The 24,770-nt window shown below is 69.0% G+C and carries 24 protein-coding genes; 10 read left to right on the plus strand and 14 right to left on the minus strand.

The genetic code is table 11. From position 1 onward, the window contains the following. The first annotated feature begins 40 nt into the window (after window positions 1–40). The 5 genes from ACQP2E_RS26405 (at window position 41) to ACQP2E_RS26425 (ending at window position 4,210) form a co-directional block, all read left to right on the plus strand. The gene (locus ACQP2E_RS26405) at window positions 41–877 is read left to right on the plus strand and encodes an alpha/beta hydrolase family protein (protein ID WP_433825633.1); all 837 of its coding nucleotides are present in this window, start codon (window positions 41–43) and stop codon (window positions 875–877) included. Next, window positions 874–1,311 carry a MarR family winged helix-turn-helix transcriptional regulator gene (locus tag ACQP2E_RS26410; RefSeq protein WP_433825634.1) on the plus strand — a complete coding sequence of 146 codons (438 nt, stop codon included), beginning with the start codon at window positions 874–876 and terminating at the stop codon, window positions 1,309–1,311. The genes ACQP2E_RS26405 and ACQP2E_RS26410 overlap by 4 nt, the downstream gene beginning before the upstream one ends. A gap of 294 nt (window positions 1,312–1,605) precedes the next feature. Beyond that, complete coding sequence (locus tag ACQP2E_RS26415) at window positions 1,606–2,961, plus strand: NAD(P)/FAD-dependent oxidoreductase (RefSeq protein WP_433825635.1); 1,356 nt, start codon at window positions 1,606–1,608, stop codon at window positions 2,959–2,961. A 39-nt stretch (window positions 2,962–3,000) separates the two neighbouring features. Further along, window positions 3,001–3,639: a thymidine kinase gene (locus ACQP2E_RS26420; protein ID WP_433825636.1), complete on the plus strand. Its 639-nt coding sequence runs from the start codon at window positions 3,001–3,003 to the stop codon at window positions 3,637–3,639. 40 nt (window positions 3,640–3,679) lie between these two features. Continuing rightward, a complete protein-coding gene (locus ACQP2E_RS26425) occupies window positions 3,680–4,210 on the plus strand; it encodes a hypothetical protein (RefSeq protein WP_433825637.1) in 531 nt (176 codons plus the stop codon). Here ACQP2E_RS26425 and ACQP2E_RS26430 read toward each other — a convergent pair. Next, entirely contained in the window at window positions 4,201–5,094 is an 894-nt protein-coding gene (locus tag ACQP2E_RS26430; protein ID WP_433825638.1) for a lamin tail domain-containing protein, read from the minus strand. The two genes, ACQP2E_RS26425 and ACQP2E_RS26430, sit on opposite strands and share 10 nt — an antisense overlap. A gap of 65 nt (window positions 5,095–5,159) precedes the next feature. Between ACQP2E_RS26430 and ACQP2E_RS26435 the strand changes: the two genes are divergently transcribed. The 4 genes from ACQP2E_RS26435 to ACQP2E_RS26450 all read left to right on the plus strand — a co-directional run bounded on the left by ACQP2E_RS26435 (window position 5,160) and on the right by ACQP2E_RS26450 (window position 11,045). Further along, a complete protein-coding gene (locus ACQP2E_RS26435) occupies window positions 5,160–6,929 on the plus strand; it encodes an ABC transporter ATP-binding protein (protein ID WP_433825639.1) in 1,770 nt (589 codons plus the stop codon). Window positions 6,930–7,045: 116 nt separating this feature from the next. After that, window positions 7,046–8,851: an ABC transporter ATP-binding protein gene (locus ACQP2E_RS26440; RefSeq protein WP_433825640.1), complete on the plus strand. Its 1,806-nt coding sequence runs from the start codon at window positions 7,046–7,048 to the stop codon at window positions 8,849–8,851. 381 nt (window positions 8,852–9,232) lie between these two features. After that, window positions 9,233–10,546, plus strand: a complete 1,314-nt coding sequence (locus ACQP2E_RS26445; RefSeq protein WP_433825641.1) for a DUF3500 domain-containing protein — start codon at window positions 9,233–9,235, stop codon at window positions 10,544–10,546. Between the two features lie 91 nt (window positions 10,547–10,637). Continuing rightward, a complete protein-coding gene (locus tag ACQP2E_RS26450) occupies window positions 10,638–11,045 on the plus strand; it encodes an RDD family protein (protein ID WP_433825642.1) in 408 nt (135 codons plus the stop codon). Window positions 11,046–11,113: 68 nt separating this feature from the next. Here the strand turns inward: ACQP2E_RS26450 and ACQP2E_RS26455 are convergent, their stop codons facing one another. The 13 genes from ACQP2E_RS26455 to ACQP2E_RS26515 form a co-directional block, all read right to left on the minus strand. Next, complete coding sequence (locus ACQP2E_RS26455) at window positions 11,114–13,642, minus strand: M14 family zinc carboxypeptidase (protein ID WP_433825643.1); 2,529 nt, start codon at window positions 13,640–13,642, stop codon at window positions 11,114–11,116. 82 nt (window positions 13,643–13,724) lie between these two features. After that, the gene (locus tag ACQP2E_RS26460) at window positions 13,725–14,189 is read right to left on the minus strand and encodes a TMEM175 family protein (RefSeq protein ID WP_433825644.1); all 465 of its coding nucleotides are present in this window, start codon (window positions 14,187–14,189) and stop codon (window positions 13,725–13,727) included. A 519-nt stretch (window positions 14,190–14,708) separates the two neighbouring features. Then, a complete protein-coding gene (locus ACQP2E_RS26465) occupies window positions 14,709–15,533 on the minus strand; it encodes an HpcH/HpaI aldolase/citrate lyase family protein (RefSeq protein ID WP_433825645.1) in 825 nt (274 codons plus the stop codon). After that, complete coding sequence (locus ACQP2E_RS26470; protein WP_433825646.1) at window positions 15,530–16,693, minus strand: acyl-CoA dehydrogenase family protein; 1,164 nt, start codon at window positions 16,691–16,693, stop codon at window positions 15,530–15,532. Before ACQP2E_RS26470 ends, ACQP2E_RS26465 begins: the two co-directional genes overlap by 4 nt. A 3-nt stretch (window positions 16,694–16,696) precedes the next feature. Next, window positions 16,697–16,903, minus strand: a complete 207-nt coding sequence (locus ACQP2E_RS26475) for a Zn-ribbon domain-containing OB-fold protein (RefSeq protein ID WP_433825647.1) — start codon at window positions 16,901–16,903, stop codon at window positions 16,697–16,699. A gap of 86 nt (window positions 16,904–16,989) precedes the next feature. Beyond that, on the minus strand, window positions 16,990–18,102 hold the full coding sequence (locus ACQP2E_RS26480; RefSeq protein ID WP_433825648.1) for a thiolase C-terminal domain-containing protein: 1,113 nt from the start codon (window positions 18,100–18,102) through the stop codon (window positions 16,990–16,992). Continuing rightward, the gene (locus ACQP2E_RS26485) at window positions 18,099–18,485 is read right to left on the minus strand and encodes a MaoC/PaaZ C-terminal domain-containing protein (protein WP_433825649.1); all 387 of its coding nucleotides are present in this window, start codon (window positions 18,483–18,485) and stop codon (window positions 18,099–18,101) included. The genes ACQP2E_RS26480 and ACQP2E_RS26485 overlap by 4 nt, the downstream gene beginning before the upstream one ends. Continuing rightward, entirely contained in the window at window positions 18,472–18,930 is a 459-nt protein-coding gene (locus ACQP2E_RS26490) for an FAS1-like dehydratase domain-containing protein (RefSeq protein WP_433825650.1), read from the minus strand. Before ACQP2E_RS26490 ends, ACQP2E_RS26485 begins: the two co-directional genes overlap by 14 nt. After that, window positions 18,927–19,886, minus strand: coding sequence for a RidA family protein (locus ACQP2E_RS26495; RefSeq protein WP_433825651.1), 960 nt, complete (start codon window positions 19,884–19,886; stop codon window positions 18,927–18,929). Before ACQP2E_RS26495 ends, ACQP2E_RS26490 begins: the two co-directional genes overlap by 4 nt. Next, window positions 19,883–21,178 carry an MmgE/PrpD family protein gene (locus ACQP2E_RS26500; protein WP_433825652.1) on the minus strand — a complete coding sequence of 432 codons (1,296 nt, stop codon included), beginning with the start codon at window positions 21,176–21,178 and terminating at the stop codon, window positions 19,883–19,885. The genes ACQP2E_RS26495 and ACQP2E_RS26500 overlap by 4 nt, the downstream gene beginning before the upstream one ends. Continuing rightward, a complete protein-coding gene (locus ACQP2E_RS26505; protein ID WP_433825653.1) occupies window positions 21,175–22,374 on the minus strand; it encodes a CaiB/BaiF CoA transferase family protein in 1,200 nt (399 codons plus the stop codon). The genes ACQP2E_RS26500 and ACQP2E_RS26505 overlap by 4 nt, the downstream gene beginning before the upstream one ends. After that, the gene (locus tag ACQP2E_RS26510; protein ID WP_433825654.1) at window positions 22,371–23,528 is read right to left on the minus strand and encodes an LLM class flavin-dependent oxidoreductase; all 1,158 of its coding nucleotides are present in this window, start codon (window positions 23,526–23,528) and stop codon (window positions 22,371–22,373) included. Before ACQP2E_RS26510 ends, ACQP2E_RS26505 begins: the two co-directional genes overlap by 4 nt. Next, on the minus strand, window positions 23,518–23,985 hold the full coding sequence (locus ACQP2E_RS26515) for a MaoC family dehydratase (protein ID WP_433825655.1): 468 nt from the start codon (window positions 23,983–23,985) through the stop codon (window positions 23,518–23,520). Before ACQP2E_RS26515 ends, ACQP2E_RS26510 begins: the two co-directional genes overlap by 11 nt. 53 nt (window positions 23,986–24,038) lie before the next feature. Between ACQP2E_RS26515 and ACQP2E_RS26520 the strand changes: the two genes are divergently transcribed. After that, window positions 24,039–24,734, plus strand: coding sequence for a hypothetical protein (locus ACQP2E_RS26520; RefSeq protein WP_433825656.1), 696 nt, complete (start codon window positions 24,039–24,041; stop codon window positions 24,732–24,734). Window positions 24,735–24,770 lie beyond the last annotated feature (36 nt).

The raw sequence follows: 24,770 nt of genomic DNA on the forward strand, positions 1-24,770 counted from the left end.
ACCCTTGGGTACGCCCAAAGCCCTCCCGTAAATTGTTCGCATGCGAAATACTGAGGTCCGGGTCGGGCAGATCGTGGGGACGCTGCGGGAACCCGACGACGAGCCCACCGCCGCGCTGGTCATCCACTCCGCGACAGCTACGCCGGAGCGGTTCTACACGAACTTCGCGACCTACCTGGCCGACAACGGCATCGCCACGGTCACGTACGACTACCGCGGCACCGGCCGCTCCGGCTCACCGCGCGCCAACCGCGGCCTCGGCATGCGCGACTGGATCGAGTACGACGTCCCGGCCGTCGCCGACTGGACCGCGGCCCGCTTCCCCGGCCTGCCGCGACTCGCGATCGGACACAGCATCGGCGGGCACGCCCTCGCTCTCGGCAACGGCACCGCCGGCCTGTCCGGCATCGTCCTGCTCGCTTCCCACGCCGCGTCAGCGGCCGCCATCCCCGAACGCCGCCGGGTCAGGCTCCTGCTGCACGTGCTCGGCCCCGCTCTGGCCGTCACACTCGGATATGTGCCGGCCCGCCGCCTCGGCCTGGGTGAGGACATTCCGGCGGCCGCGATGAGGCAGTGGGGTCAGTGGGCCCGTCTGGACAACTACTTCTTCGACGACCCGGCCATGAACGCGGCGGAGAAGGCCGCGACGGTGACCCCGCCGGTCCTGGCCGTCGGCTTCACCGACGACAAATGGGCCATTCCCTCGCGGATCGACCTGCTGACCAGCTATCTCACGGCCACCCAGGTGGAACGGCGGACCTACGCCCCGTCCGACGGCGGGGTGTCCGCCATCGGCCACCACGGCTTCCTGCGCCGCGGCGTCCAGGACACCCTCTGGCCGGAGCTGCTCACCTGGCTCCAGAAGCAGGTCCGATGAGCACGCCGCGACTCGTCTTCGAGATGATGACCGCCGAACGAGCCGTACGCCGCTGGATCGACGGCCGCTCAGGCGGCACCGGCATCGGCGCGGCCGGCGCCGGCGTCCTGTTCTTTCTGGCGTCCAACGACAACGCGCTGGTGGGCGACGTGACGGCGGCCCTGTGCGCCTCGGCGTCAGGAATGAGCGGCCTGATCACCCGCCTCGAGAAGTCGGGATTCATCGAGAAGTCACCGGATGAGTCGGATGCCCGCGCGGTCCGGCTGACCCTGACACCGCAGGGCCGCGAGGCGGCGGCAACAGCCCGCGCCGTGGTCCACGACCTGAACAACCACCTGACAGCCGGCTTCACCCCCGCCGAGCTGGCGGTGGTAGCCCGCTGGCTCTCCCACGCCTCCACCCTCACCCCAACTCCACCCACCGTGTCGAGTTGAGGCGCAATCCGCACTCGGGACACGCTGGCGTCCGGCCCCGGCCGGCGGCTGGGGTCGCGTGGGGAGTAACCGGTGGGCGCGGGCTGGACCACCGCGGGTGGGCGCTGGGGCGCGGCGTCCGGCATGGCCGGATGCCCGCGCCTCGGGCGGGAGGGGAGTCCTGGGGCGCGGGGTGGCCACGGGAGGTATGGCTGCGTTTGGGAGTGATGTTGACCCGTACTAAATGAATGTGACTTCCGTTGAAGGCCGGGGCATACCAGTGTGGTCGTGGGTGCCCTATGCGGAGGAGTGAGCATGCGTCATCGTTTGGTAGTCGTCGGGGCTGGTTTCGGGGGGTTGTTCGCCATCAAGGCGCTGCGCCGGGCGGATGTGGAGATCACCCTGATCAACGGGACGGCATACCACCTCTTCCAGCCGCTGCTGTACCAGGTGGCGACCGGCATCCTCTCTGAGGGTGAGGTGGCGCCGCCTATTCGTGAGGTGCTCAAGAGGCAGAAGAACGTCGATGTGCGGCTCGGGTGGGTCAACGATGTCGACGTCGAGAACAAGTTTGTGTCGGTCAATGGGCCGGGGATCGACTACACCGTCGAGTACGACACGCTGATCGTGGCGGCGGGGGCCTCGCAGTCGTATTTCGGGAATGACGAATTCGCTGAGTACGCGCCAGGCATGAAAAGCATCGACGACGCGCTGGAGCTGCGTGCCCGGATCTTCGGGGCGTTCGAGGTGGCCGATCTGCAGACCGAGGAGGCGGACAAGGAGCGCTGGCTCACGTTCGTCATCGTCGGGGCCGGGCCGACCGGCACCGAGATGGCCGGGCAGATCGCCGAGCTGGCGCACCGGACGCTGCCGGACCAGTACCGGCACATCGACACCCGCAAGTCGCGGATTCTGCTTGTCGACGCGGTCGGCGCGGTGCTGAACACGTTCGGCGACCGCCTCTCCGGGCGCGCCAAGCAGCAGCTGGAGAAGCTCGGCGTCGAGGTACGGCTGAACACCAAGGTCGTCGGCGTGGACACCACCGGCATCGAGGTGGAGACCGAGAACGGCCGGGAGCGGATCCCCACGATGACGAAGGTCTGGGCGGCCGGCGTGTCCGCGCCGACCGTCGCCACGAAGCTGGCCGAGGCGACCGGGGCGAAAACCGACCGGGCCGGCCGGGTGTTCGTCGAGAAGGACACCAGCCTGCCGGGGCACCCGGAGATCTTCGTGCTCGGCGACATGATGAACCTGGCCGGCGAGGACGGCCGGCCGCTGCCCGGTGTGGCGCAGGTCGCGATCCAGAGCGGGCAGCACGCCGCCGACCAGATCAAGCGGCGGCTGGCGGGCAAGCCGGACAAGCAGCCGTTCAAGTACTTCGACAAGGGCAGCCTGGCCACGATCTCCCGGTTCTCGGCGGTGGCGAGCATCGGCAAGGTGCACCTGTCCGGCTTCCCGGCCTGGGTGGTATGGGTCGCGGTGCACCTCTTCTACCTGGTCGGATTCAAGAACCGGGTGACAGCGGTGCTGCACTGGGCGGTCAGCTTCCTGGGCCGGGGAAGGTCGGAACGAGTGGCCACCCAGCAGCAGGCGTTCGCCCGAAGGGCACTCCGTTTGTACGGTGACCCGTTCAAGCGGGAGGCCGAAGAGAGCTCCGGCGGCGCCAGGTAGCGTGTACCGGCCCCCAGCAATTGCGAGGAAGGTTCATTCGTGGCTCAACCCGTTGTCATCCCGCGTGCGCGGGCGGTGGCCCCGGTCTTTCACGAGCTGACCCTTTTCCACGGGAGCATGGGGGCCGGTAAGTCGACGCTGGCGTTGCAGAACGCGTACAACCGGCGGCAGGCCGGTCGTCCCGGTGTGCTGCTGACCAGCATGGATCGGGCCGGCAGCGGGGTGCTCTCGTCGCGGCTCGGCGTGATGGCCGACGCGATCGAGGTGAACGGCGAGACCGGCCTGCTCACGCTGATCCAGGAGCAGGTGCCGGCCGGCGGGTTCGTGATCGTCGACGAGGCGCAGTTCCTCCGGCCCGAGCAGGTCGAGGAGCTGGCCCTCGCGGTCGACGACCTGCACGTCGACGTCGACTGCTACGCGATCTCGACGGACTTCATGTCGCGGTTGTTCCCCGGCTCGCAGCGGCTTCTGGAGCTCGCTGACCGGATCGTGTCGCTGCAGGTCGAGGTGACCTGCTGGTGCGGGCGGCCGGGCCGGCAGAACGCGCGGATCGAGGACGGCCGGGTCGCGCGGTCGGGTGCCCAGGTGGCGGTCGGCGACATCGACGAGGCGGCCGAGGTGACGTACCGGGTGCTGTGCCGGAGGCACTGGCGCAACGGCAACGCCGGCCCTTCCTGAGGCAAAACATCCGACGAACTCGACCGCGGAGGCCGCAGTCATGCCGTTCCTCCAGGCTCGTACCGCTATCGGCCTGTGCTGTCTCGCGCTGCTCCTGTCCGCATGCGGACGCTCCGCCGGCGACCCGGTGCCAGCCTCCGCCCAGGCGTCGGCCGGCACCGACCCGAAGACCGCCATGAACACCGATGGCGACCCGCTGAGCCAGCGGATCACCGCCGACACCGCCCGATTCGTCGGGTTGACCGCCGGCTCGGACGGCGCCCTCGTGATCGCGCTGACCGCCGGTACCGATCCGGGGAAGGCGGTCGCCGATCTGGCGGCGGAACTGGGTGGCCGAAAGCACCGCGTGGTCACCTGCGACACCACCCGCCCCGAGTTGGAGCGAGTCCGTGCCGAGGTAGCGGCCGGCGACATCGGCGCCAGTGGGTACGGCATCGTCATCGACCCGGCGATCTGCGCGGTACGCCTCGACGGCGACATCCCGCCCGCCATCGCCGAACAGCTGAGTGACCGTTACGGCACGCTGATCCGGATCACCGTCGGACCACCCGGATCACGCGCTCAGGGGTAGATCTGCCAGGCCCGTAGGTCGCCCTGCGGGTCGAACAGGTAACCGCCGTCGCCGTAACCGTGGTTGGCCGGGTCGACGTTCGTGAAGATCGGCTGGGGCAGGCCCCAGTAGTAGTCGGTCGCGGTGTTGCGGCCCGAGCCCACATGCACGGTCAGCGAACCGCCCGCTGCGACGGTCGCGCCTTTCGGCAGGACATAGCGACGGTACGCCGAATCGCGCACCCACCAGCCGGCCAGACTGACAGCCGACGAGGACGGGTTGTGCACCCGGATCCACTCGCCGTTCAGATTGCCGGCGTCGGAGCCGGGCGGGTCGTAACTCACCGACACCGTCAGCCCGGCGTTCTGAGCAGGTCCGGCACCACAGCTGTCGGTGTCGTAAAGCCCTCGATGCGCGGCTGCAGCAGCCTTGGCCGCCGCCAGATAGCGCTGGTCCCACGTCCACTCGCCGGAGAACGGCAGCCACAGCGCGAGGCCACGGCTCACCAGATCCAGGCCGACGTCCTGCCACTTGCCGTCGATCTTCACGGCCACCGAGCGGAGCGCGCGGTCGCCGCTCCTGCTGGAGGCTTTCAGGGCGGTGAGGCGTACCTTCGCTCCCCCGGCCTTGACCATCTGCTCGACCCGCGCGGTCGCGGCCAGCGCATGGCACTCGCCGCGCCGCTTCGACGGGGTGGGCGAGTACGTCGTCTGTTCCATCGCCTGAATGCCGATGACCCGGATCGACTTGAGCTCGCTGGTGCCGTCGCCGTGCACGTCGACGCGGGGCGTGTCCCCGTCGGCGATCCAGCCGACGGTGCCGGTCTCGGTCACGGCGGCCGCGTGAGCAGGCGTCGCGACGCCGAGAGTGGCGACAACGGCGAGGCACACCAGACGACGGAGCATGCACCCATAATCGGCCCGACTTTTATGCAGTTGAGAAATTCCGATCGTTAGCTAGGCTAAACATCGTGATCTCCCCGCCACGCCGGGCCCCCAAGGCCGGCATCCACCCCGACAAGGGCAAGAGCTGGTTACGGCGGGCCTGGCCGCTGGTCCGGGCGCATCGCACGCTGCTGATCACGTCTCTGGTGCTCTCCTTCATCGGCCTCATCGTCCAGGTGCAGATCCCCGACCTGGTCCGGATCGGCATCGACCGGGCGCTGATCGACCGCACCGAGGACCTGACCCGCTATGTCTGGCTCATCGCGGCGCTCGCGGTCGCCCAGGGTGTCATCAACTTCCTGGCCCGGCTCTATCTCTTGCGTACGGCCTACGAGCTGGAGTACGACCTCAGGAACATCGTCTTCGGCCACCTGATGCGGATGTCGTACGGCTTCTACGACCGGGTCCAGTCCGGTGAGCTGATGTCCCGGGCCACCAGCGACATCCGGGCCGTGCAGATGTACCTGGCGTTCGGCCCGTCGATCCTGGTGCAGTGCACGATCGCCGTGATCGCGTTCGCCCTGATGCTGTCGATCAACGCACCGCTGGCCGTGGTGGCGATGGCGGCCATGCCGGTGATCGGGTTTCTCGGCGTACGGATGCGCAAGGCGATCTTCCCGGTCTCCTGGCTGATCCAGGCCCGGCTGGCCGGGGTGGCGACAGTGGTCGACGAGAACATCCAGGGTGTCCGGATCGTCAAGGCGTTCGCGGCCGAGCAGCGGCAGATCGACGGGCTCACCGAGGCGGCGGACGGGGTGCGGTGGGCGTACACCACTGACGCGCGGATCCGCAGCCGGTGGATGCCGGTGATGGACAACCTGTCGCGGGTCGGGCTGGCGCTGGTGCTGCTGGTCGGCGGGCTGATGGTGCTGGACGGTAACGCGACGGTCGGCACGATCGTGGCGTTCAACTCGTACGTGCTGATGCTGATGCCGCCGTTCCGGATGCTCGGGATGATCATCATGATGGGTCAGCGGGCAGCGGCGTCGGCACAGCGCATCTACGACATCCTGGACACCCCGTCCGATATCGCGGAGAAGCCGGACACGGCTGCCCCGCCTCCTCGCGGCGATCTGCGGTTCGAGGGCGTCCGTTTCTCCTATGCGGACGGCACGCTGGCTCTCGACGGCCTGGACCTGCGCGTCTCCCCCGGTGAGACGGTGGCGCTGGTCGGCGCCACCGGGTCCGGCAAGTCGACGGTCGGCAAGCTGGCGGCCCGCTTCTACGACGCGGACGACGGGCGGGTGCTGCTCGACGGGCAGGACGTCCGGGACTATCAGCTCGCAACGCTGCGGGACCGGGTCGGGATCGTGCCGGACGAGCCGTTCCTGTTCTCGGTGTCGCTGCACGCGAACATCGCGTTCGGCCGGCCGGGCGCGAGCCGCGACGAGGTGGAGGCGGCGGCACGCGCGGCAGGGGCCGACGGGTTCATCCGGGAGCTGCCCGAGGGGTACGACACGGTGGTCGGCGAACGCGGGTACACCCTCTCCGGCGGGCAGCGGCAGCGGGTGGCGATCGCGCGGGCGCTGCTGGTCAACCCGCCGGTTCTGATCCTGGACGACGCCACCAGCGCGGTTGACGTGCGGGTCGAGCACGATATCCACGAGTCGCTGCGAGGGCTGATGGAGGGGCGGACCACGATCGTGGTGGCGCATCGGCTCGCGACGATCGGGCTGGCTGACCGGGTGATCCTGATCGAGGACGGGCGGGTGGCGGCGGACGGGACGCACGTGGAGCTGCTGGCGAGTTCGGAAAAGTACCGGAAAGTTCTGGCGAGTCAGGCGGTTGTCGCGTGAGCATGTTCGGCGGCGGGTTCGGCGGGCCTGGTGGAGGTCCGGGTTCGGGCGGGGTCCGGGGCATGGGCGGGACGGGCTCTCGTGGTCCGTTCACGGGTGTGCCGCCGGAGTTGGCCGTGGCGATCGCCAAGCTGGAGGCGAGCGAACCGAGCGTGCCCGCGCCGTCCGGCACTTTCACCCAACAACCCGAAAAATCGGGCCTGACCCTGTGGGGGCTGCTCTCCGGCCGCCCCACGCTCCTGATCACCGCCGCCATCGCGGTAGTGATCGAAGCCCTCCTGCTCCAATCCGGCCCGCTCCTGGTCCAGATCGGCATTGACCACGGCATTTCGGGAAATAACCCGACGATCCTCGTAGTCGCGGCCACCGCTTTCCTCGCGTCAGTGGGACTGACAGCGCTCGCCTCCGGCGTCCGGATCCGCCAATCCGGCCGCCTGGCCGCGTACGCCATGCGCGACCTGCGAATCCGCATCTTCTCCCACCTGCAACGCCTCAGCCTCGACTTCTACACGAAAGAAAAAGCCGGCGTCACCATGACCCGGATGACCTCCGACGTGGAGGCCCTGCAACAACTCCTCCAGGAGGGGTTCGCCCAGTTCCTGATCCACGGCCTCACGATGGTCGTGGTGACAGCGGTCCTGATCCACTACAACTGGCTGCTCACTCTCATCACCTTGCTGCTGGTCGTCCCGCCGCTGCTCCTGATCTCGCTCTGGTTCCGGCGCGCCGCCGACGTCACCTACAACCGGCAGCGCGACACCATCGCGTCGCTGTTCTCGCACCTGTCCGAGAGTCTGTACGGCGTCCGCGTCATCACCGCGCACAACCAGCAGGACCGCAACGTCGTCGAGCACCGGGGCGTCGTCGGTGCGTACCGCGACGCCAACGACCACACCGGCCGGATCAACGCGATCTACGGCCCGGGCACCTCGGTGATCGGCCTGCTCGGTCTGGCCGCACTGCTGCTGATCGGCGGCCGGATGGTCCTGCGCGGCACGCTCACGATCGGCGAGCTGACCGCGTTCGTGCTCTACCTGAACGCGTTCTTCCAGCCGGTCCAGCAGCTGGTCCAGCTCTACACGAACTATCAGCAGGCCCGCGCCGCACTGGGCAAGCTACGCGGCCTTCTGACAACGGAACCGACCGTCCGGGAAAAGCCGTCCGCGACCGATCTCCCGCCCATCACCGGGGAGATCGAAATGCGCGGCGTCACGTTCGGTTACTTCCCGGAGCGCCCGGTCCTCCGCGATGTCAGCCTGCGCATCACGGCCGGCGAGACCATCGCCTGCGTCGGACCGACCGGCGCCGGCAAGTCCACCCTCGCGAAGCTGGTGGCGCGCCTTTACGACCCCGACTCCGGAACCGTCCTGATCGACGGCCACGACCTGCGCGACGTCACCCTCGACTCGCTGCACCGCCAGGTGGGTGTCGTCCCGCAGGAACCGTTCCTCTTCGCCGGAACGCTGCGTGACAACATCGCCTTCGCTCGCCCGGAGGTCCCCGACGAGGTGGTCGAAGCCGCCGTCGACGCCGTCGGCCTGCGCGACCTGGTCGACCGCTCCCCCGACGGCCTGCACACGATCCTGCACGAACGCGGCCAGTCCGTCTCCTCCGGCGAACGCCAGCTCATCGCCCTGGCCCGCGTCTTCGTCGCCGAACCCCGCGTCGTCGTCCTCGACGAAGCCACCTCCAGCCTGGACCTGCGCTCCGAACTCCGCGTCGAAGCCGCCATCGGTCGCCTCCTCGAAGGCCGCACCGCCATCCTGGTCGCCCACCGGCTCTCCACAGCGGTCCGCGCCGACCGCATCATCGTCGTCGACAGCGGCGGCATCATCGAATCCGGCCCGCACAGCGCCCTGCTCGCGGCCTCCGGCCGCTACGCCGACATGTTCGCCACCTGGGAATCCCACTCCCAAGAATAATTGGGTACACCCAAAGCCCACCCGCTGGTCAATTCACTTGAGTGGACGACGGTGTGCAGTTGCGCCATCGAACCGACCCGAAACTCACAAGGCCCACCGCCGGCGTCAACTCACGATCCAGTGTGTTGATTTAGGGTTCGCTCCGCACCCCATGTCCACACGCACCCCGCGAAACGGCCGCTGCGTGTGGACTTCAGGTTTGCATCGCACCCTAAATCAACACGCTGGAGGGCTGGGGCTGGAGGGCTGGGGGCTGGTTCCTATGCGGAGCATCCGAATCGGCTAGCAAAGTCCTTTGAATGTCGCCGATTCCTTGATATTTGCTGACAAGATTGTCAATGATTCGCCGAGCAATCGTCAGCGGATTTGAAGGAGTCACCCGTGTCGCATCCCGGCCCTCTGCCGGTTCCCCCTCGCCGCCGACGAGTAGGCCTGGCCGCTCTGATGCTCCTGCTCGCCACCGCGGCCTGCACCGATTCCGGCGAGGACAAGGCCACCTACGAGGTCAAGTCCTATGACAAGAACGTCACCGGTGTCGTTGCGGCGGCAAACGCGTTCCTGGCGACCCTGGACGACACCGAGAAGGCGAAGGCCCAGCTGGAGCTGACCACGGAGAACGCCACCGCCTGGTCGAATCTCCCGTGCGGCTCCACCTGCCGTCCCGGCATCAAGTTCGGCGACCTGGACGCCGAGGAGCTGGCCGCTGCGAAGAGCGTGCTGAACACGGCCCTCGGAACCGGCGAGGGAACCGGCTACCAGCGCGTCGAAGAGATCATGCTCGCCGACGAATACCTCAACGGCATCCAGGCCAGCGGCAACGGCGGCGGCCCGGGCGGCGGGGGCACGCAGCCCTCCGGCGCACCCGGCGGCGGTTTCCCCGGCGGCGCACTCCCATCCGGCGGACCTGACGGCGGCTTCCCCGGCGGCGGTTTCCCCGGTGGCGCGGATGCCTCCGGTGGCCCCGGCGGCGGTTTCCCCGGCGGCACGGATGCCTCCGGCGCTCCCGGCGGGGGCCAGGGGGGACCCGGTGGCGCGGACAGCGGTTACTCCGAAGGCACCTACTTCCTGGCCTTCCTCGGCGCACCCAGCGCCGACGGCACCTGGCAGCTCCACTTCGGCGGCCACCACCTGGCCGTGAACCTGACGTACAAGTCCGGCCAGGTCGCCGGCGCCTCCCCGTTCTTCATCGGCGTCGAGCCGACCAGCTGGACCGAGGGCAGCACCACGTATGCCCCGATGGACGACATGTTGCAGGCCCTGCTCGCGATGACCGGCAGCCTGAGCGAGTCACAGCTGGCGAAGGCCAAGCTCGCACAGACCTACAGCGACGTCCTGGTCGGCCCCGGCGAGGATGGCAAGTTCCCGGCCACCAAGGAAGGCCTGGCCGTCAAGGACCTCACCGCCGACCAGAAGAAGCTGGTCCTGGCCGCGGTGAAGCCCTGGGTCGCGGGCGCCGACGACGCCACCGCCGAGGCCCTGATGAAAACCTACGAGTCCGAGATCGACGAAACCTATATCGCCTGGTCCGGCACCACCGGCCTGACCAACCACGCCGACTACGTACGCATCGACGGCCCCAGCGTCTGGGTCGAGTTCGTCTGCCAGAACGGCATCGTCATCCAGGACCAGATCCACTACCACACCGTCTACCGCGACCACACCCGCGACTACGGCGGCGAGTTCAGCTTCAGCTGAGCACTCGTCCGACCAGCCACTCGTCCGATGTATTGCCCTACCCGGGGGTCTGCAAGAGGGTGGGCAACCACGACGGACGAGAGGCGTGACCATGACCGATCCCCGCCAGATGCCCTACGGATGGGCTCCACCGATCACGGACGGCTTCGTGCGGGCCCGATCGCTCGTCACGCCGGGGCGGCGGATCATAGCCGGGCTGCTCGACGTACTGCTGCTGGCGGTCACGCTCGGCGCAGGCTGGCTGATCTGGGCGATGTTCACCTGGCCGGCCGGTCAGACACCGGCGCAACGGCTGCTCGGGCACGTGGTCACCGACGGCCGCACCGGGCAGCCGCTCGGCCGCCGCCGGATGGCGGTCCGCGAGGTCTGCGTGAAGCTGGCCCTGAACATCGTCACGCTCACCGCGTTCGCCTGGATCGACTGCTTCTTCATCTTCGGCGAGCAGCACCGCGCGCTGCACGACCGCATCACCAACTCGGTGGTGGTCGAGGGCCCCTGAGCCCGATCTTGTCGAGTTCACACGGACCGTTTCCGGAGAACTCAACAAGATCGGGCGGGGTTCGGGTCTTAGCTTGCGGTCCAGAAGAGGGCTCGGGCGTACTGGGCGAACAAGCCCTTCGGGTGGGCCCGGAACAACGGCTCGGTGCCGAACAGCACCGCGCTGCCGCCTCCCGCCGTCGCGCCCGAGACGACGGCCGCCTGGCCGGCTGCCTGGGCCGGGCCGTTCGTGCCGGCCGCGTTCGGCTGCCAGTGACCGGCGACCAGCGGGACCGCGCCGTACCGCTGCTCGACCGTGAAACCGCTGCCGGTGAACCAGAGCGGCGAGTACACGAACGAGTGCGGCAGCGAGCCGGCGCCGACGATCGGGCCGGAATTCACCACGTTCACCACGCCGTTCGCGTCGCCGCGGCCGGCCGTCGCAACCGCCGGCAGCAGCTTGGTCGCCGCGTTGAAGTTGGCGCCGGTTGCGCCCCGGGTGACCACGCCACCACCGCGGGCCAGGAAGGCGTCGACAGTGGCCTTGCCGGTGGCGTTCAGGCCCGCGTACGACAGGCCGGACGAGACGAGCAGGGTGTCCGTCTCACTGAGTGAAGCGCCCGCGTTGAGCAGGGCCGTCGACACCGTCTGAACGGCGAAGCCCATCTCCTTCAGCGCGAACAGCTCATCGGCCGAGACCGCGCCGGCGATCACCGGCTGGTCGAAGACGTCACCCTTCACGTTCTTCGGGGCGGCGCTGAAGCGTACGCCCAAGGATGTGGCCAACGCAGTGGCCTCGGGCCGCGCCTCGGCCGGGACCACGACGGTGGCCGCGTCCGTGCGACGCAGCTTGATCCCCTGGGTGAGCAGCTCGTTCACGGCGCGGACGTCGTTGCCGTCCTTGATCGTCAGCTGGAGAGCGCTGCCCTTGCGGGCGTCGACCGAGCCTTCGAGAGCGGCGTGGGCGACCGGCTTGGTGAACACCTTCGGCGCGGCGTTGCGGCTGATGTCGACAGTCGCGCCCCAGAGCAGGCCGTGGCTCCAGCCGGAGATGTCGTACATCTGCGGTACGAGGTCGGAAATGTCCCGGCCGGCCTCCAGCAGCACGTTGGCGAGCCCGCGCTTCGGCTGGTGCATGTCGACGAGGTAGGTGCCGGCGTCGTACCGACGGCCGTTCAGCGCGAAACCGTGCAGCGCCTTGGTGACCCGGACATCATTGTCGATCAGATGGTTGACCAGCCGGGCCGCGGCAGGCGTCCCGGCGGGGATCACGTACGCGCGCGGGAACGTCGTCGAATAGCGGTCCTCCGGGCCGAACCCGTCGACGAAACCGTCCGGGATCACCGGTGACGCCTCACCCGCCCAGCCGCGGCGGAACTGCTCGATCTGGCCGGCGAGCAGGGACGCCTTGTTGGTGTCCGCGTACGTCAGGGCCGCCTCGATCGTCGCGGCCGCGACGTCCGTGTTGATGGCCGACCGGCGGCGCAGCTCCTCGACCGGCAGGTTGGTGTAGTTCGCGTTGTTGACGGCGAGCGGGATCTCCACGGTGTGGCCGACAGCGCCCTGGTAGATCGCGTACATCGGGGTGAAGATCGGCGGCCAGTCGTCCCAGTCACCGGGAGCATAATCCCGGAACGGGATGTCGGCGCGGGTCGTTTCGGCGTACCCGAGCTTCTGGATCGCCGCCTCCATGCCGAGCGCGTTGGGCAGCGCGTGTTTGATGTAGAGGTCGTACTCGTAGTTCTGCCCGTGCGGCGGGGTGGCCGGCTCGATCAGCGTCGTCCCGGTGTACCCGTGCTCGTCGAGCATCACGAACGGCTGCGTCCCGATCACCACGTCACGCACCGCGCGGGATTCCGGCTGGGCGTTGGTGGCGTGATCACGGTTGATGTCGAAACCGGCGCCGTTGGCCCGGGTGCCGGCGACCCGGCCGTCCGGGTTGTTCGTCACGGTCACGTAGACGCGGCTCTTCTTGAGGAAGTTCACCGTCGCGGCGTCGGTCGCGGTGGCGAGGCGCTCGATGACGCGCAGCGCGCCGTCGGTGCCCTCCCACTCGTTGCCGTGAATGTTCGCGTTGATCCAGACCGGGGTCTTGTAGCTCTTGGCCAGCGCTTTGTCGCGCTTGGCCGCCCACGGGTTGTCCTCGATCAGGTTCCGCCAGTAGTCCTGCTTCTTCGCGTCCGCGGCCGACTCCGGCGCGGTCACCGTCACCAGGTACAGGTCGCGGCCTCCGGCCGACTTCCCGATCACTTCGGCGGAGACCTTGTCGGAAACGTCCTGCAGGGCGTTCAGCTTGGGCGCGATCCCATGGTACGGAATAAGCCCCAGCTTGATCGAACGATCGTCCGGGTTCTCGGGATAGACGGTGAGCTGGTTCTGGCGTGGGTAGCCTTTGAGTTTGGGCGTCCACCGGCCTTGAGCGCTGTCCATGCTCTGGACGCCGAGTGTCCGGCTGAGTGCGCTGACCGGGTTGAGAGCGGCGACCTCGTTGCGTTCCGCGCCGTTTCCGAAGTCCCTGCTCGAGGGGGAGCCTCCGGGCGCGGCCGCAGCGGGCTCAGCGAGCAACGCCGCGGTCAGCAGCGCCGTGCCGAGTCCGGCCAGCGTTCGTGACAAGTCCACAAAGCACCTCCGTTGGGATTCCTCGCACCCTCCCTGGAATCACAACAGATGCGCAATGATCTATGCAGACGAATTCTGTTTTTTACCTGCCCGGCCTGCCAGCTGGGGCGCGACGGCCAGCAGCAACCAGATCCAGGCGGCGTACCGGGGCGCCACGAAAGCGACAGGTACCGAGACGGCGAACACCGAGGCGGCCGCGAGGTAACGGGCCAGCGTGACACGTACTTCCTCCGGTTCCACCGCGGCGAAACGGCAGGATCCCGACGAACAGCAACATCGCCAGGTTGATCCTGAGCAGCCAGTCGTCGGCGAACTCGACCCGGCGGAACAGCCGGACGTGGCCGAGCCAGACCAGCCCCAGCACATAGAACGAGAGCGCGTAGGCGGCGTAGGACGTGGCGTTGTCAGCGAGCGCCCGGCCGAGCTCACCGCCGGTCACGTCCTCGGGGACCTTGAGCTCCAGCACCAGCAGCGTCATGGCGATCGCGAAGACCGCGTCAGCCAGCATCTTGATTCGTTCCGGCTCATACCGCCCGCCCTGCGCCATGGCCGCCAACCTACGCGACCCGGACCACGGCACACACAAGGAACCAGCAGCGGTGATGAAGCCTCACGCAGTCCGTCCGTGCGCCCCCATCTCGGCCCAGGCGTAGCTGAAGTCGCACAGTGCTGTTGGGTGCGGCCTCATCAACGCCAATCGCCCGTTACGTGCGACGTGATCCACGCCAGTCGTCCCGTTCATCGCAGGCTCCACACCCCGATCGCCCGATTTAGAGGATTTGCGCGTGCGCTCACCGCCGCCTAGTGGGCTACGAACACACGCAAGGCGCTTACGTGCGCGCTCACCACCCGTCCACCTCGTTCGCCGCCCGCCCCGGCGCCGCCCGCCCGGCGCCGCTGGAGAGGCGGCCAGGTCAGAGAACGCCAGGTCAGGAGCCACCGGGCCAAGGGACCGGACCAAGAGACCACCGAGCCAAGGGATCTCCGGGCCGAGGAGCGCCGGGCCGAGGAGCGCCGGGCCGAGGAGCGCCGGGCCCTGAGAGCGCCCGGCCGAGGGAGCGCCGGGTCAGGGGGCTGCGGCCAGCACGCGGCGGGCGTCGCGGACGACGGCCAGGTCGACCATGCGGCCTCGGGCGTCCAGGCAGACGCCGCCGCCGGCCGCCTCGAAACGGTCGATCGTGTCGCGGGCCTCGGCCACCTCCTGCGCTGACGGGGTGAAGACCTCGTGGACCACCGGGATCTGGGCCGGGTGGATGCAGGCCCGCCCCCGGAAGCCCAGGCGCCTCAGCGCGAGTGTTGTCCGCCGCAAGGACTCCAGGTCGCGGAAGTCGGTGGTCACCGCTGCGGCCGGGGGGTCGATTCCGGCTGCCGCGGCGGCGAGGACCACGGCTGAGCGTACAAAAAGAAGCTCTCGCTCGTCCTCACCCAGGGTGACTCCCAGCTCGGCTGCTAGATCGGCTTCGCCGATCTGCAACCTGCTGACTCGCGGCGCGCTCGCGATGGCGGCCGCGGCCAGGAGCGCCTGCGGCGTCTCAAGCAGGGGTACGAGTGTGACCGCACCCGTCGGGTCGAGTTCGTCCAGGATCGTGGTGAGTGCGGCGAGCTGGTCCAGCGAGGCTTTCGCCACGACCAGGCCACGCAGCGCAGAGGAGGCCGCCGTCACCACCGCCCGGGCGTCGTCCAGGCCGGCCGCGCCCACGTTGACGCGGACGAAGATCGCGGCACCCGGGGATTGAGCGGACAGCCAGGACGCCACTGCTGAGCGGGCGGACAGCTTCTCCGCGGGCGGTACCGCGTCCTCCAGGTCGACGATGATGGCGTCGGCGCCCCGGGTCAACGCTGCTGCCAGCATCGACGGGCGGTTCCCGGGGACGTACAGATAGGATCTCATCCGATGGACGCCTTCCCGGCCAGCAGCGCGCGGGCGATCACCACGCGCTGGATGTCGTTGGTGCCCTCGCCGATCATCATGAGCGGGGCGTCGCGGTACAGGCGTTCCACGATGAACTCCTTCGAATATCCGTATCCGCCGTGCACCTGCATCGAGTTCAGCGCGCAGAACACCGCGGCCTCCGAGGCGAACGCCTTGGCCATGCCGGCTTCCATGTCGACCCGGTGGCCGCCGTCGGAGCGGGACGCCGCCCAGTAAACGAGCAGCCGGGCCGCCTGCACCTGCGCCGCCATCTCGGCGATCTTGAGTTGGATGGCCTGGAACTCGCCGATCAGCTGGCCGAAGGCGCGCCGTTCGCCCGCGTACCGCAGTGCCTCGTCGTACGCGGCCTGTGCGATGCCGAGGGCGCGGGCGGCCACGTTGATCCGCCCGGTCTCCAGGCCGGAGAGCACCTGCTGCATGCCCCGGCCCTCCACGCCGCCGAGCAGCTGGGTGGCGGGTACCCGGACGTTCTCGAACAGGACCTCGCAGGACTCGGTGCCCTTGTAGCCGAGTTTCGGCAGGTCACGCTCGACGGTGAAGCCGGGGGTGCCGGCCTCGACGAGGAGAACGGACATCCCCCTATGAGCAGGTGTAGCGGAAATATCCGTCTTGCACAGCACGGGCAGCGGATCCGCGTGCCGCGCGTTGGTGATCCAGGTCTTCCGGCCGTTGATCACGTAATCCGAACCGTCGCGGACCGCCGTCGTGCCGATGCCCTGCAGATCAGTGCCGGCGTCCGGCTCGGTCAGCGCGATGCCCGTGCGACGCTTTCCGGACGCCAGGTCCGGGAGATATTTCACCTTTTGCTCTGGTGTGCCGTGCCGGGCAAGCAGCCAGCACGACAGGGAGTGACTGCCGAGGATGCCGGCGATGCCCATCCAGCCCTTGGCGATCTCCTCGAAGGTCAGGGCGAAGCTGACCATGTCGGCGCCGAGGCCGCCGTACTCCTCGGGCACGGTGAGACCGAACAGCCCGAGCGCCCGCATCTTCTCGACGATCTCGGTGGGATACCGGCCGGAGGCCTCCCACTCCTGCGCGACCGGGCGGATCTCCCGGTCGACGAAGTCACGGAGAACGTCGCGGTACATCCGCTGCTCGTCGGAAAGCTCGAAGTCCATGCGTTACTCCGGGAGAGAGGGACGGAAGACCGGTAGGCCGTCGCGCCAGTCGAGTCGGACGGGCTGATCGCAGACGGGATCGGGGACGTCGATCAGATGGGTCAGCACGATCGGGCCTTCGGTGAGCCGGACCCGGGCGACGGTATAGGGCGTCTCCGCACGGTGGACCACGGTGAAGCTGTCGACGATCCCGGTGCCGGCCGCTTCCACGGGCCAGAGGTCGTCACCACCACAGGCGACGCAGATCGGTCGTGGGTAATACTGATATTTCTGACAAGTGCGGCAAAAATGTAGAATCACCGGTCGACCCCCAGGATGACCGTCGCGTGGCTGGAGAAGATCCCGCCCGTGCCGTGGGCCAGCGCCACCGAGGCATCCGGCACCTGCCGCGCCCCGCACTCCCCCCGCAGCTGCCGTACCGCCTCGACCAGCAGCAACACCCCGAACTGCCCGGGATGGCAGTAGGCGAGCCCACCCCCACCGGTGTTGTGCGGCACGGTGGCCGCAAGTCCCGCGCCCGGCGCAGCGAACCCGAGCGCCTCCAAACCCAGCGGCACCGAGATCGTGAACGCGTCGTACAGCTGGACCACGTCGACATCGGCCGGCGTCAACCCCGCACGGGCAAACGCCCGCTGACCGGAATCGATCGCCCCGGTTCGCAGCAGGTCCGGTGCGGTCGCCATGCCCGTGTGAGTGAGCGCTTCGCCGTACCCCAGGACCGTGACCGGAGGCCGGGGAAGATCGCGCGCACGGGAGAGGGACGTCAGCACCACCGCTCCGCCACCGTCGGTGACAAGGCAGCAGTCCAGCGCACCGAACGGCGACGAGATCATCGGCGCTTGAAGGACCTCGTCGACGGTCAGCGGCCCCTTGCCATAGGTCCAAGCAGCCGGGTTGAGCTGCGCCCGGTCCCGAGCGGCGACCGCCACACCGGCCAGATCGGCCCGGGAGAGACCGTAGGTGTGCAGGTAACGCTGCGCGACCATCGCGTAATACGAAATCGGATACAGCGGGCGGTACGGCTCCTCGAAGGCCGCCTCCGGCGTGCCTTCTTCGTAAACCCCGGTCAGCTTGCGGCTGCGTGCCGAGCGCTGATTGCTGGCGTACGAAATAACAACCGTCGAACACTGTCCGGAAGTGATCGCTTGAGCGGCGCGCGCCACGTACATCTCGAAGACCGCACCACCGGCGAAGCTGGAGTCGCTCCAGGCCGGCTGGAGCCCCAGATAGTCCGCGAGCTGGGTGGCCGAGAAGCGGGAGATCCCGTTGGTGGCGATCCCGTCCACGTCGGCGAGGGTGAGCCCGGCGTCGGCGAGGGCCCGGGTCACCGCCTGGGTCTGCAATTCCAGGACGGACTTGCCGGTCTTGCCGAGGTCACATTCGGCGGCGCCGGCAATGGCGACGCTCATGGCAGGGTCAGGGTCGCGGAGGCCGGAGCCACCGCGGTCCGCCCGTCCCCGACGACCTCGACCCTCAGGTCAACTTCGATCTCGGAGTCGGAAGAAGCGGAAGAAACGGCTCCGACGCAGCGGATCGTCTCCCCGGCGAAGACCAGGTTCTTGAACCGGAACGACAGCGACTCGATCACCGCCCCCGCTCCGAACCACTCCCGCAACGCGATCGCGAGGTAGGCGCCGAAGACCTGCCCGTCGACAACCGGCCGGTCCAGGCCCCGCGAAGCCAAGTACGAGCTGTCGTAATGCAGCCTGTGCCAGTCCCAGGTAGCGCCCGCATAGGCGATCATGTCCGGCAGCTCGATGGTCCGGACGAACACCAGCTCACCGCTCGACATAGATCAGCGACTCCTCGTTGACAACCAGGACGTGACCGTGCTGGTCGGTGTAGGTGGCGACCGAGGTGACCACGAGCATCCGCTTGCCGCTCCCGGTGACCCGCTCGGTGATGTCGGCGAGCTTCCAGCGGGCGGTCACCACCGTCGACGGCAGCACCGGCCGCTCGAAGCGATAGGAGTTGCCCCCACGCACCAACCGGGTGCCGGGCACGTCCAGCTGCCACCCGTGCCCGGCATAACCGTCGGCGTCCCGGGGTAGGTTCGCGTATTGATTCGTCTCGCAGATCAGCGTCGGCGGGGCGACGTCGCCGGCCAGGTGCGCCGGATCGGTGTCACCGGTGGCCAGCGCGAAGTACCGGATGGCGGCCCGCCCGAGCGGCTCCGGCGCGGTGTAGACGGCCTCTTCGCCGATCCGGTCGAGCAGCGAAGCGGAAAGCAGCGTCACCGCAGCACCGCCGTCGGCACCGTCTCCAGCAGGAACTCCGGCCGCAGCAGCGCCGAACAGACCACCGCGGTGACGGCCGCGTTCGGGAAGTACTTCTCCCGCAACGCGCGCGTCGAAGCGTAGGACGGGACCGCCGCCGGCGTGAGGTACTCGACAAGCGCGGTCACCTCAGAACCGGTTGCGCCCCCCGCAGCCAGCACGGTCTCGATGCTCGCGTAGATGAACTCGGTCTGCGCGGCCAGGTCACCGTCGTGCAGCGCCAGCTGGCTGACCGGATCGAGCGCACCGAACCCGGCCAGATAGATCGTGTCGCCGGCCCGGACGGCGGGCTTGTAGGTGAGCGTGTCGTACCGGGCCCAGCCGGGATTGAGAACCGTCAGCGGTCCGGAAGCGGCGATCGCGTCGAGCGACACCTGCGCACCGGGCGCGACCGGCACATCGACCAGGATCCCGGCGGCGCCCGGGTACACCGGGCCGGGAAGCAGCTCCTTGCGCGGCCGGCCGCAGCGCGGATATTCGGCACGGGTGGCGGTGGCCGTGTAGTCGACGGTCCGGACCAGCGACGTCATGTCCAGGTCCGCGACGGCGAGCAGCTCCGCGATCCGGGTGAGGCACCAGCGGTACTGATCCCGGAAGTCGCCCTCGACCGTGTGCACGCTGGGCAGGTAGACCACACCTCCGGCGACCCGCAGCACGTCGTCACCGTCGGCGAGCAGCGTCCCGCCACCGGGATGAGCGGTGACGGCGACGGCATAGGAGGCGCCGGACCCGTAGATCGCCTCGACCGGGACCCGGGAGATCGGCACGACGTGATCACCGAAATAGGCCGAGCGCTCCGCATCGAGCGAGAGCTCGGCGGAGGTGACATATTCGGTCACGTGGACCACGTCAGTGACGGTGACTCCGGCGTCAGCAAGCGCTGCGTAGCCGGCAACCGCCGGCAGATACACGGTCACGTGAGGCACCCTTCGATAGCGTCGAGCAGAGCGACCGGGTCATCGGCGGCGAAAACCGCGCCCGCTCCCGGTCCGAGATTCGCGGCGGCCTTGGTACGCGCTCCCCCACCGGTCGAGCGCTCCACCCGTGACACCCGCCCGTCGCCGTCGACGATCCCGGGAGCGTCCGCCGCCACGACCGAGCGGTCGGCGGAGAGAACCACCGTGATCCGGGAGGCCAGTCCGAGCACGTCCGGCCGGTCCAGATCGGTGAACGTGTCCAGGTCGACCCAGCCGTCCACCACCATCGCGGCGACACACCAGTACACACTGAACTTCGCCTCGTAGGCGCTGCGTGGCCGCCGCTTCTCCGGCCCGGCCACGATCGGCACGGCATCCGGGTGCAGGGTCACGGTGAGTGAGGCGGGCGCGCTGCCGGCGAATTCCCCGGCCGCGTCGATCGAGGCATGAGTGAGCTGGCAGGCCGGATACGGTTTGATCCCGATCCGGGTGGTTTCCCATCGCCCATTCACCCCGGCGCGGCCCAGCTCACCGAGCAGCGCGCCCACGTCCGGTTCGCGCCCGGCGAGCGCGCGGAAAAGTCCGTAGGAACCGTCGAGCGAAGAGTCCGGACCGCTGGCTCCGGCCGCGGCCAGCCGAGCCGCGAGAATGCCGTTCGCCGCGGCGGTTCCGGGATGCAACTGTTTGGTGCTGGCCGGGCTGTGCAGGAATTCGAGCAGCCCACTCGCGCCACTGGCAGCGATGCCGATCGCGTTCGTCAGCGCCGCCGCGTCCAGGCCGAGCAGTTTCCCGGCGGTGACAGCGGCCGCGACCGGCCCGCACATCGATGTCGCGTGCAGGCCGCGCGCGTGGAACGCATGCGGCGCGGCGGCACCCAACCTGCACATGATCTCCAACCCCGCGACCAGCGCGGCCACCATCTCACTGCCGCGAGCCACGGTCTGTTCTCCCACGGCCAGGGCCACGGGTACGCACACCGCGCTCGCGTGGACAAGACCACCAGCGTGCGTGTCGTCGAAGTCCAAGGCGTGCACCGCCACCGCATTACCGAAAGCGGCCGCCACCGCGCCGACCCGCTCACCGGTGAACAGCCGTGCCTCGGGTGGGCCGCCGAGCCCGCGCGCGACGGTGAGCGCGGGATCGGCGGCGGCTCTGCGGATGCCGGCGACGGCACAGCCGACCGCATCGAACAGGTGGTCCCGGGCGGCGTCGACGACTTCGGCGGGCAGGTCGTCGTCGGTGAGCCCGGCGGCCCACTCCGCCAGCACCACCGCGGCGGGACGGTTGTTCACTCGGTTACCTTGCCGAAGGCGCCGGCCGAGCGGAGCTTCTCCAGCTGTTCCGGCGAGTAGTCGAGCAGCTCGGACACGTACCCAAGGTCTTCTCCTCGCCGGGGCGCCCGGCGATAAGCCGGCGGCTGATCGCCCACCCGGACCGGCGAGGCGACCTGTTTGACCGTGCCGTACCGCGGGTGTTCGGTCTCCACGACGAGGCCGCGCGCGAGGGTGTGCGGATCACGCAGAGCGGCGGCAACGTCGTTGACCGGGCCGCACGGGATGCCTGCGGGTTCCAGAACGGCGAGCCAGTCGGCGGTGATCCGGGTCGCGAAGATGCCCTCCAGCAACGGCAACAGCTCGGCGGCGTGCTCGCGGCGGTCGGCGAAGGTGGCGAACCGCGGCTCGGTGAGGATCTCCACGCCCAGGACGGTGACCAGGCGCTGCCAGAACTTCTCCTTGGCGCAGCCCACCACCACCCAGCCGTCGGCGGAACCGAAGAGCTGGAACGGCACGAGCGACGGATGCGCGGAATAGCGGGTGCGCTCAGGAGTGAAACCGGCGTTGAGGTGCCACGCTGCCGGATAGGTGAGCATGCCGATCGCGGTGTCGAAGAGGCTGAGGTCGCAGTCCATGCCACGGCCGTCGCGGCGGGCCGCGTGCACGCCGGCCAGCAGGGAGATCGCGGCGACGAAACCGCCGGAGTAATCGACGATGGACAGGCCGGACTTCGCGGGCGGTCCGCCGGGCTCACCGGTCAGGTCCATCCAGCCGGCGAGGCCTTGGAGGATGTAGTCGTACCCGGGTTGTGCCGCTCGTGGCCCGGTCATCCCGAAGCCGGTCAGCGAGCAGCAGACGATGCTCGGGTTGATGTGCTTGAGCTGGTCATACCTGATGCCGATCTTCGCGGGGACGTCGCCGCGCAGGTTGGAGTAGACCGCGTCGGCGTGCCGGACCAGGTCCTCGAAGACCTCCCGGCCGGCCGGGGCGGCGAGATCCAGCGAGACCGACCGCTTGCCCCGGTTGAACGTCTCGAAGAAGAGCGAGTCCTCGTCCTGCGCGTACGGCGGGACGTACCGGCCCACGTCGCCGCCGGTGCCCGGCTCCTCGATCTTGATGACGTCGGCGCCGAGGTCGGCGAGGTGCACCGAGCCGAACGGTCCGGCGCCGTACTGCTCGACGGCGATGATCCGGATGTCCTCGAGTGGTCTCATCGCAGGCTCCCCACCAGTTCGAGCAGACGGTCCTGTGACCCCCGGACCTCGTCGGCGGGCAGGCCGTAGGAGGGCGGGGAAAGCTTTATGGCGTCGGCGAGGCCGTCGTAGGCGGCGATCTTCGCGGCGCACTGTGCCGGGGTCCCGGCGATCGTGTAGGCGTCGACCATCTCGTCCGGGACGAGGTGCCCGAGGTCGTCGGCCGGGCGGCCGTTCTTCAGCGCTTCGGAGGCTCTCCGGGTTACGTCGCCGAACCCGGCCTCGCCGAACATGTCCGCGTATGAGCGGACCGAGGCGTAGAAACCGACCACGTTGGCGGCACGCCGCCGGGCGGCCGCGGGGTCGTCGTCGACCGAGCAGCAGGCAGCGGCGACGACGTCGAACCCGGCTCTCGCCGAGCCCGAGCCCTCACCCACGCCCGGGCCCCCACCCTCGCCCGAGCCCTCTCCCGAGCCCTCTCCCGAGCCCTCTCCCACGCCCGAGCCCTCTCCCGAGCCCTCTCCCGCGCCCGACAAATCCGATTTATCGGATTTGCGGGAAAGGCCGTGCGTCAGCGCGGGCCAGATCCGGTCGCGCAGCTCCGACGGCGGGCAGAGCTCGTGCGCGATCCACCCGTCGGCCACCTCGCCGGCCAGCGCGACCATCGCCGGGCCGACCCCGGCCAGGTAGATCGGGATGTGCTCGCGGACCGGGGCGTACGGCCTGCGCCAGCCCCGCACCCGGATCGACCGCACACCCTTGTGGTTGATCGGATCCCCGCCGGCCAGCACCTTGCGGATGATCGCCACGGTGTCCCGCAGCCGCTGCAACGGACGCTCGAACTCGACGCCGTGCCAGTCCTGGTTGAGCCGGGCCACACCGGTGCCGAGGCCGAGCCGGAACCGGCCCTCGGCGAGCTCGTCCAGGTCGGCAGCGGCGGTCGCGGTCAGCATCGCGGACCGGGCGAACGCCAGGGCGATCCCGGTGCCGACGCCGATCCGGGCCTCGCCGCCGGCCGGCTTGCTGGTGCCGGTGGCCAGGGCCGCGGCCGTGGTGAACGCGCTGCGGTGCAGCTCGGGCGCCCAGACCACGCCGGCGCCAACCGCCTCGGCAGCCCGGGCGGCGACGACCAGCTCGGCCATCGTCTCGCCCCAGGGCTGCAGGTCAAGGCGCACTGGAGGGGCCGTGGCCGCGTTTGTAGGTGAGCATCGTCCGGGTCCAGGTGATGACGTCGACGCCGTCCTGGTTGAAACCGGTGGTGAAGACCTTCACGATCCCGGCGTACGGCCGCGACTTCGACTCGCGCAGGTCGAGAACCGTGGACCTGGCGTAGATGGTGTCGCCCACGAAGACCGGGTTGGGCATCTTGATCTCTTCCCAGCCCAGGTTCGCGAAAGCGTGCTGGCTCACGTCCGGCACCGAGAGGCCGGTGACGATCGCGACCGTCAGGGTCGAGTTCACCAGCAGTTTCTGGTACGGCGTACCGGCCGCGTAGTCAGCGTTGAAGTGGCTCTGATTGGTGTTCAGCGTCAGGAGCGTGAACCACGTGTTGTCCGCTTCGGAAATGGTGCGCCCGAGCGGGTGGTCATACGTGTCACCGACGGTGAAGTCTTCGTAATAGCGGCCGAGCATGGGGCGAAGCTAGCACTTGTTTCGCACAGTGGAAAGGTGTTTCCATCTACGCCATGCTCGAAGCGTTCCTCTACCTGCACATCGTGCTCATGGTCTTCTGGCTCGGCGGGGACCTCGGCGTCTTCTACTCCAGCAGATACGTGATCAACCCCGACCTGACTCCCGCCGCCCGGCTCACCGCGCTGAAGATCATGCTTGGCCTGGACCTCGGGCCGAAGATCTGCCTGATCCTGTTCCTGCCCAGCGGCCTCACGCTGATCTCGCTGGACGAGCACGGCGGTTCGCTCTGGGGGATCAAGCTGCTGCCCTGGTGGCTGCTGGTCCCGCTGTGGATCTTCGCGTTCGTCTGGATCTGGCTGATGTGGACCGACCATCACGAGCCCGGAAAACACCCTTTGGTACGCCGGGTCGATTACGCGATCCGGCTCGCGGTGATCGCCGGGATGGCCGGCGCCGGTGTCTTCACCCTGGTGGTGAGCGAGCCGTTCGGGGTGACCACGAACCCGAAGTGGCTGGGCGGCAAGGTGCTGCTCTACGCGATCGCCATCGCGGCCGGTCTCGGTATCCGGCAGACGCTGAAGGCGTTCGGGCCGGCGTTCGGCGCGGTGATGGCCGGCACCGCCGACGCGGCGACCGAGGCGGTTCTCAAGCGCAGCGTGAACGGGTGCCTCCCGTACGTCTGGACGATCTGGGGATCGGTGCTGCTGGCCGGCCTGCTCGGGGTGGCCAAGCCGCTGGCCGACCTGTAACGGTGCCGCCCGCACCCCACCCCTTCTCGATGGGTG

It is taken from the genome of Actinoplanes sp. CA-015351, assembly GCF_050955685.1.
In the GTDB taxonomy this organism is placed as follows: Bacteria; Actinomycetota; Actinomycetes; order Mycobacteriales; family Micromonosporaceae; genus Actinoplanes.

Bases quoted from the DNA above. Each gene is read 5' to 3' on its own strand.
- ACQP2E_RS26405 (WP_433825633.1), top strand. From the start codon at position 41: ATGCGAAATACTGAGGTCCGGGTCGGGCAGATCGTGGGGACGCTGCGG.
- ACQP2E_RS26410 (WP_433825634.1), top strand. From the start codon at position 874: ATGAGCACGCCGCGACTCGTCTTCGAGATGATGACCGCCGAACGAGCC.
- ACQP2E_RS26415 (WP_433825635.1), top strand. From the start codon at position 1,606: ATGCGTCATCGTTTGGTAGTCGTCGGGGCTGGTTTCGGGGGGTTGTTC.
- ACQP2E_RS26425 (WP_433825637.1), top strand. From the start codon at position 3,680: ATGCCGTTCCTCCAGGCTCGTACCGCTATCGGCCTGTGCTGTCTCGCG.
- ACQP2E_RS26430 (WP_433825638.1), bottom strand. From the start codon at position 5,094: ATGCTCCGTCGTCTGGTGTGCCTCGCCGTTGTCGCCACTCTCGGCGTC.
- ACQP2E_RS26450 (WP_433825642.1), top strand. From the start codon at position 10,638: ATGACCGATCCCCGCCAGATGCCCTACGGATGGGCTCCACCGATCACG.
- ACQP2E_RS26460 (WP_433825644.1), bottom strand. From the start codon at position 14,189: ATGGCGCAGGGCGGGCGGTATGAGCCGGAACGAATCAAGATGCTGGCT.
- ACQP2E_RS26465 (WP_433825645.1), bottom strand. From the start codon at position 15,533: ATGAGATCCTATCTGTACGTCCCCGGGAACCGCCCGTCGATGCTGGCA.
- ACQP2E_RS26470 (WP_433825646.1), bottom strand. From the start codon at position 16,693: ATGGACTTCGAGCTTTCCGACGAGCAGCGGATGTACCGCGACGTTCTC.
- ACQP2E_RS26480 (WP_433825648.1), bottom strand. From the start codon at position 18,102: ATGAGCGTCGCCATTGCCGGCGCCGCCGAATGTGACCTCGGCAAGACC.
- ACQP2E_RS26485 (WP_433825649.1), bottom strand. From the start codon at position 18,485: ATGTCGAGCGGTGAGCTGGTGTTCGTCCGGACCATCGAGCTGCCGGAC.
- ACQP2E_RS26505 (WP_433825653.1), bottom strand. From the start codon at position 22,374: ATGAGACCACTCGAGGACATCCGGATCATCGCCGTCGAGCAGTACGGC.
- ACQP2E_RS26515 (WP_433825655.1), bottom strand. From the start codon at position 23,985: ATGCTCGGCCGCTATTACGAAGACTTCACCGTCGGTGACACGTATGAC.
- ACQP2E_RS26520 (WP_433825656.1), top strand. From the start codon at position 24,039: ATGCTCGAAGCGTTCCTCTACCTGCACATCGTGCTCATGGTCTTCTGG.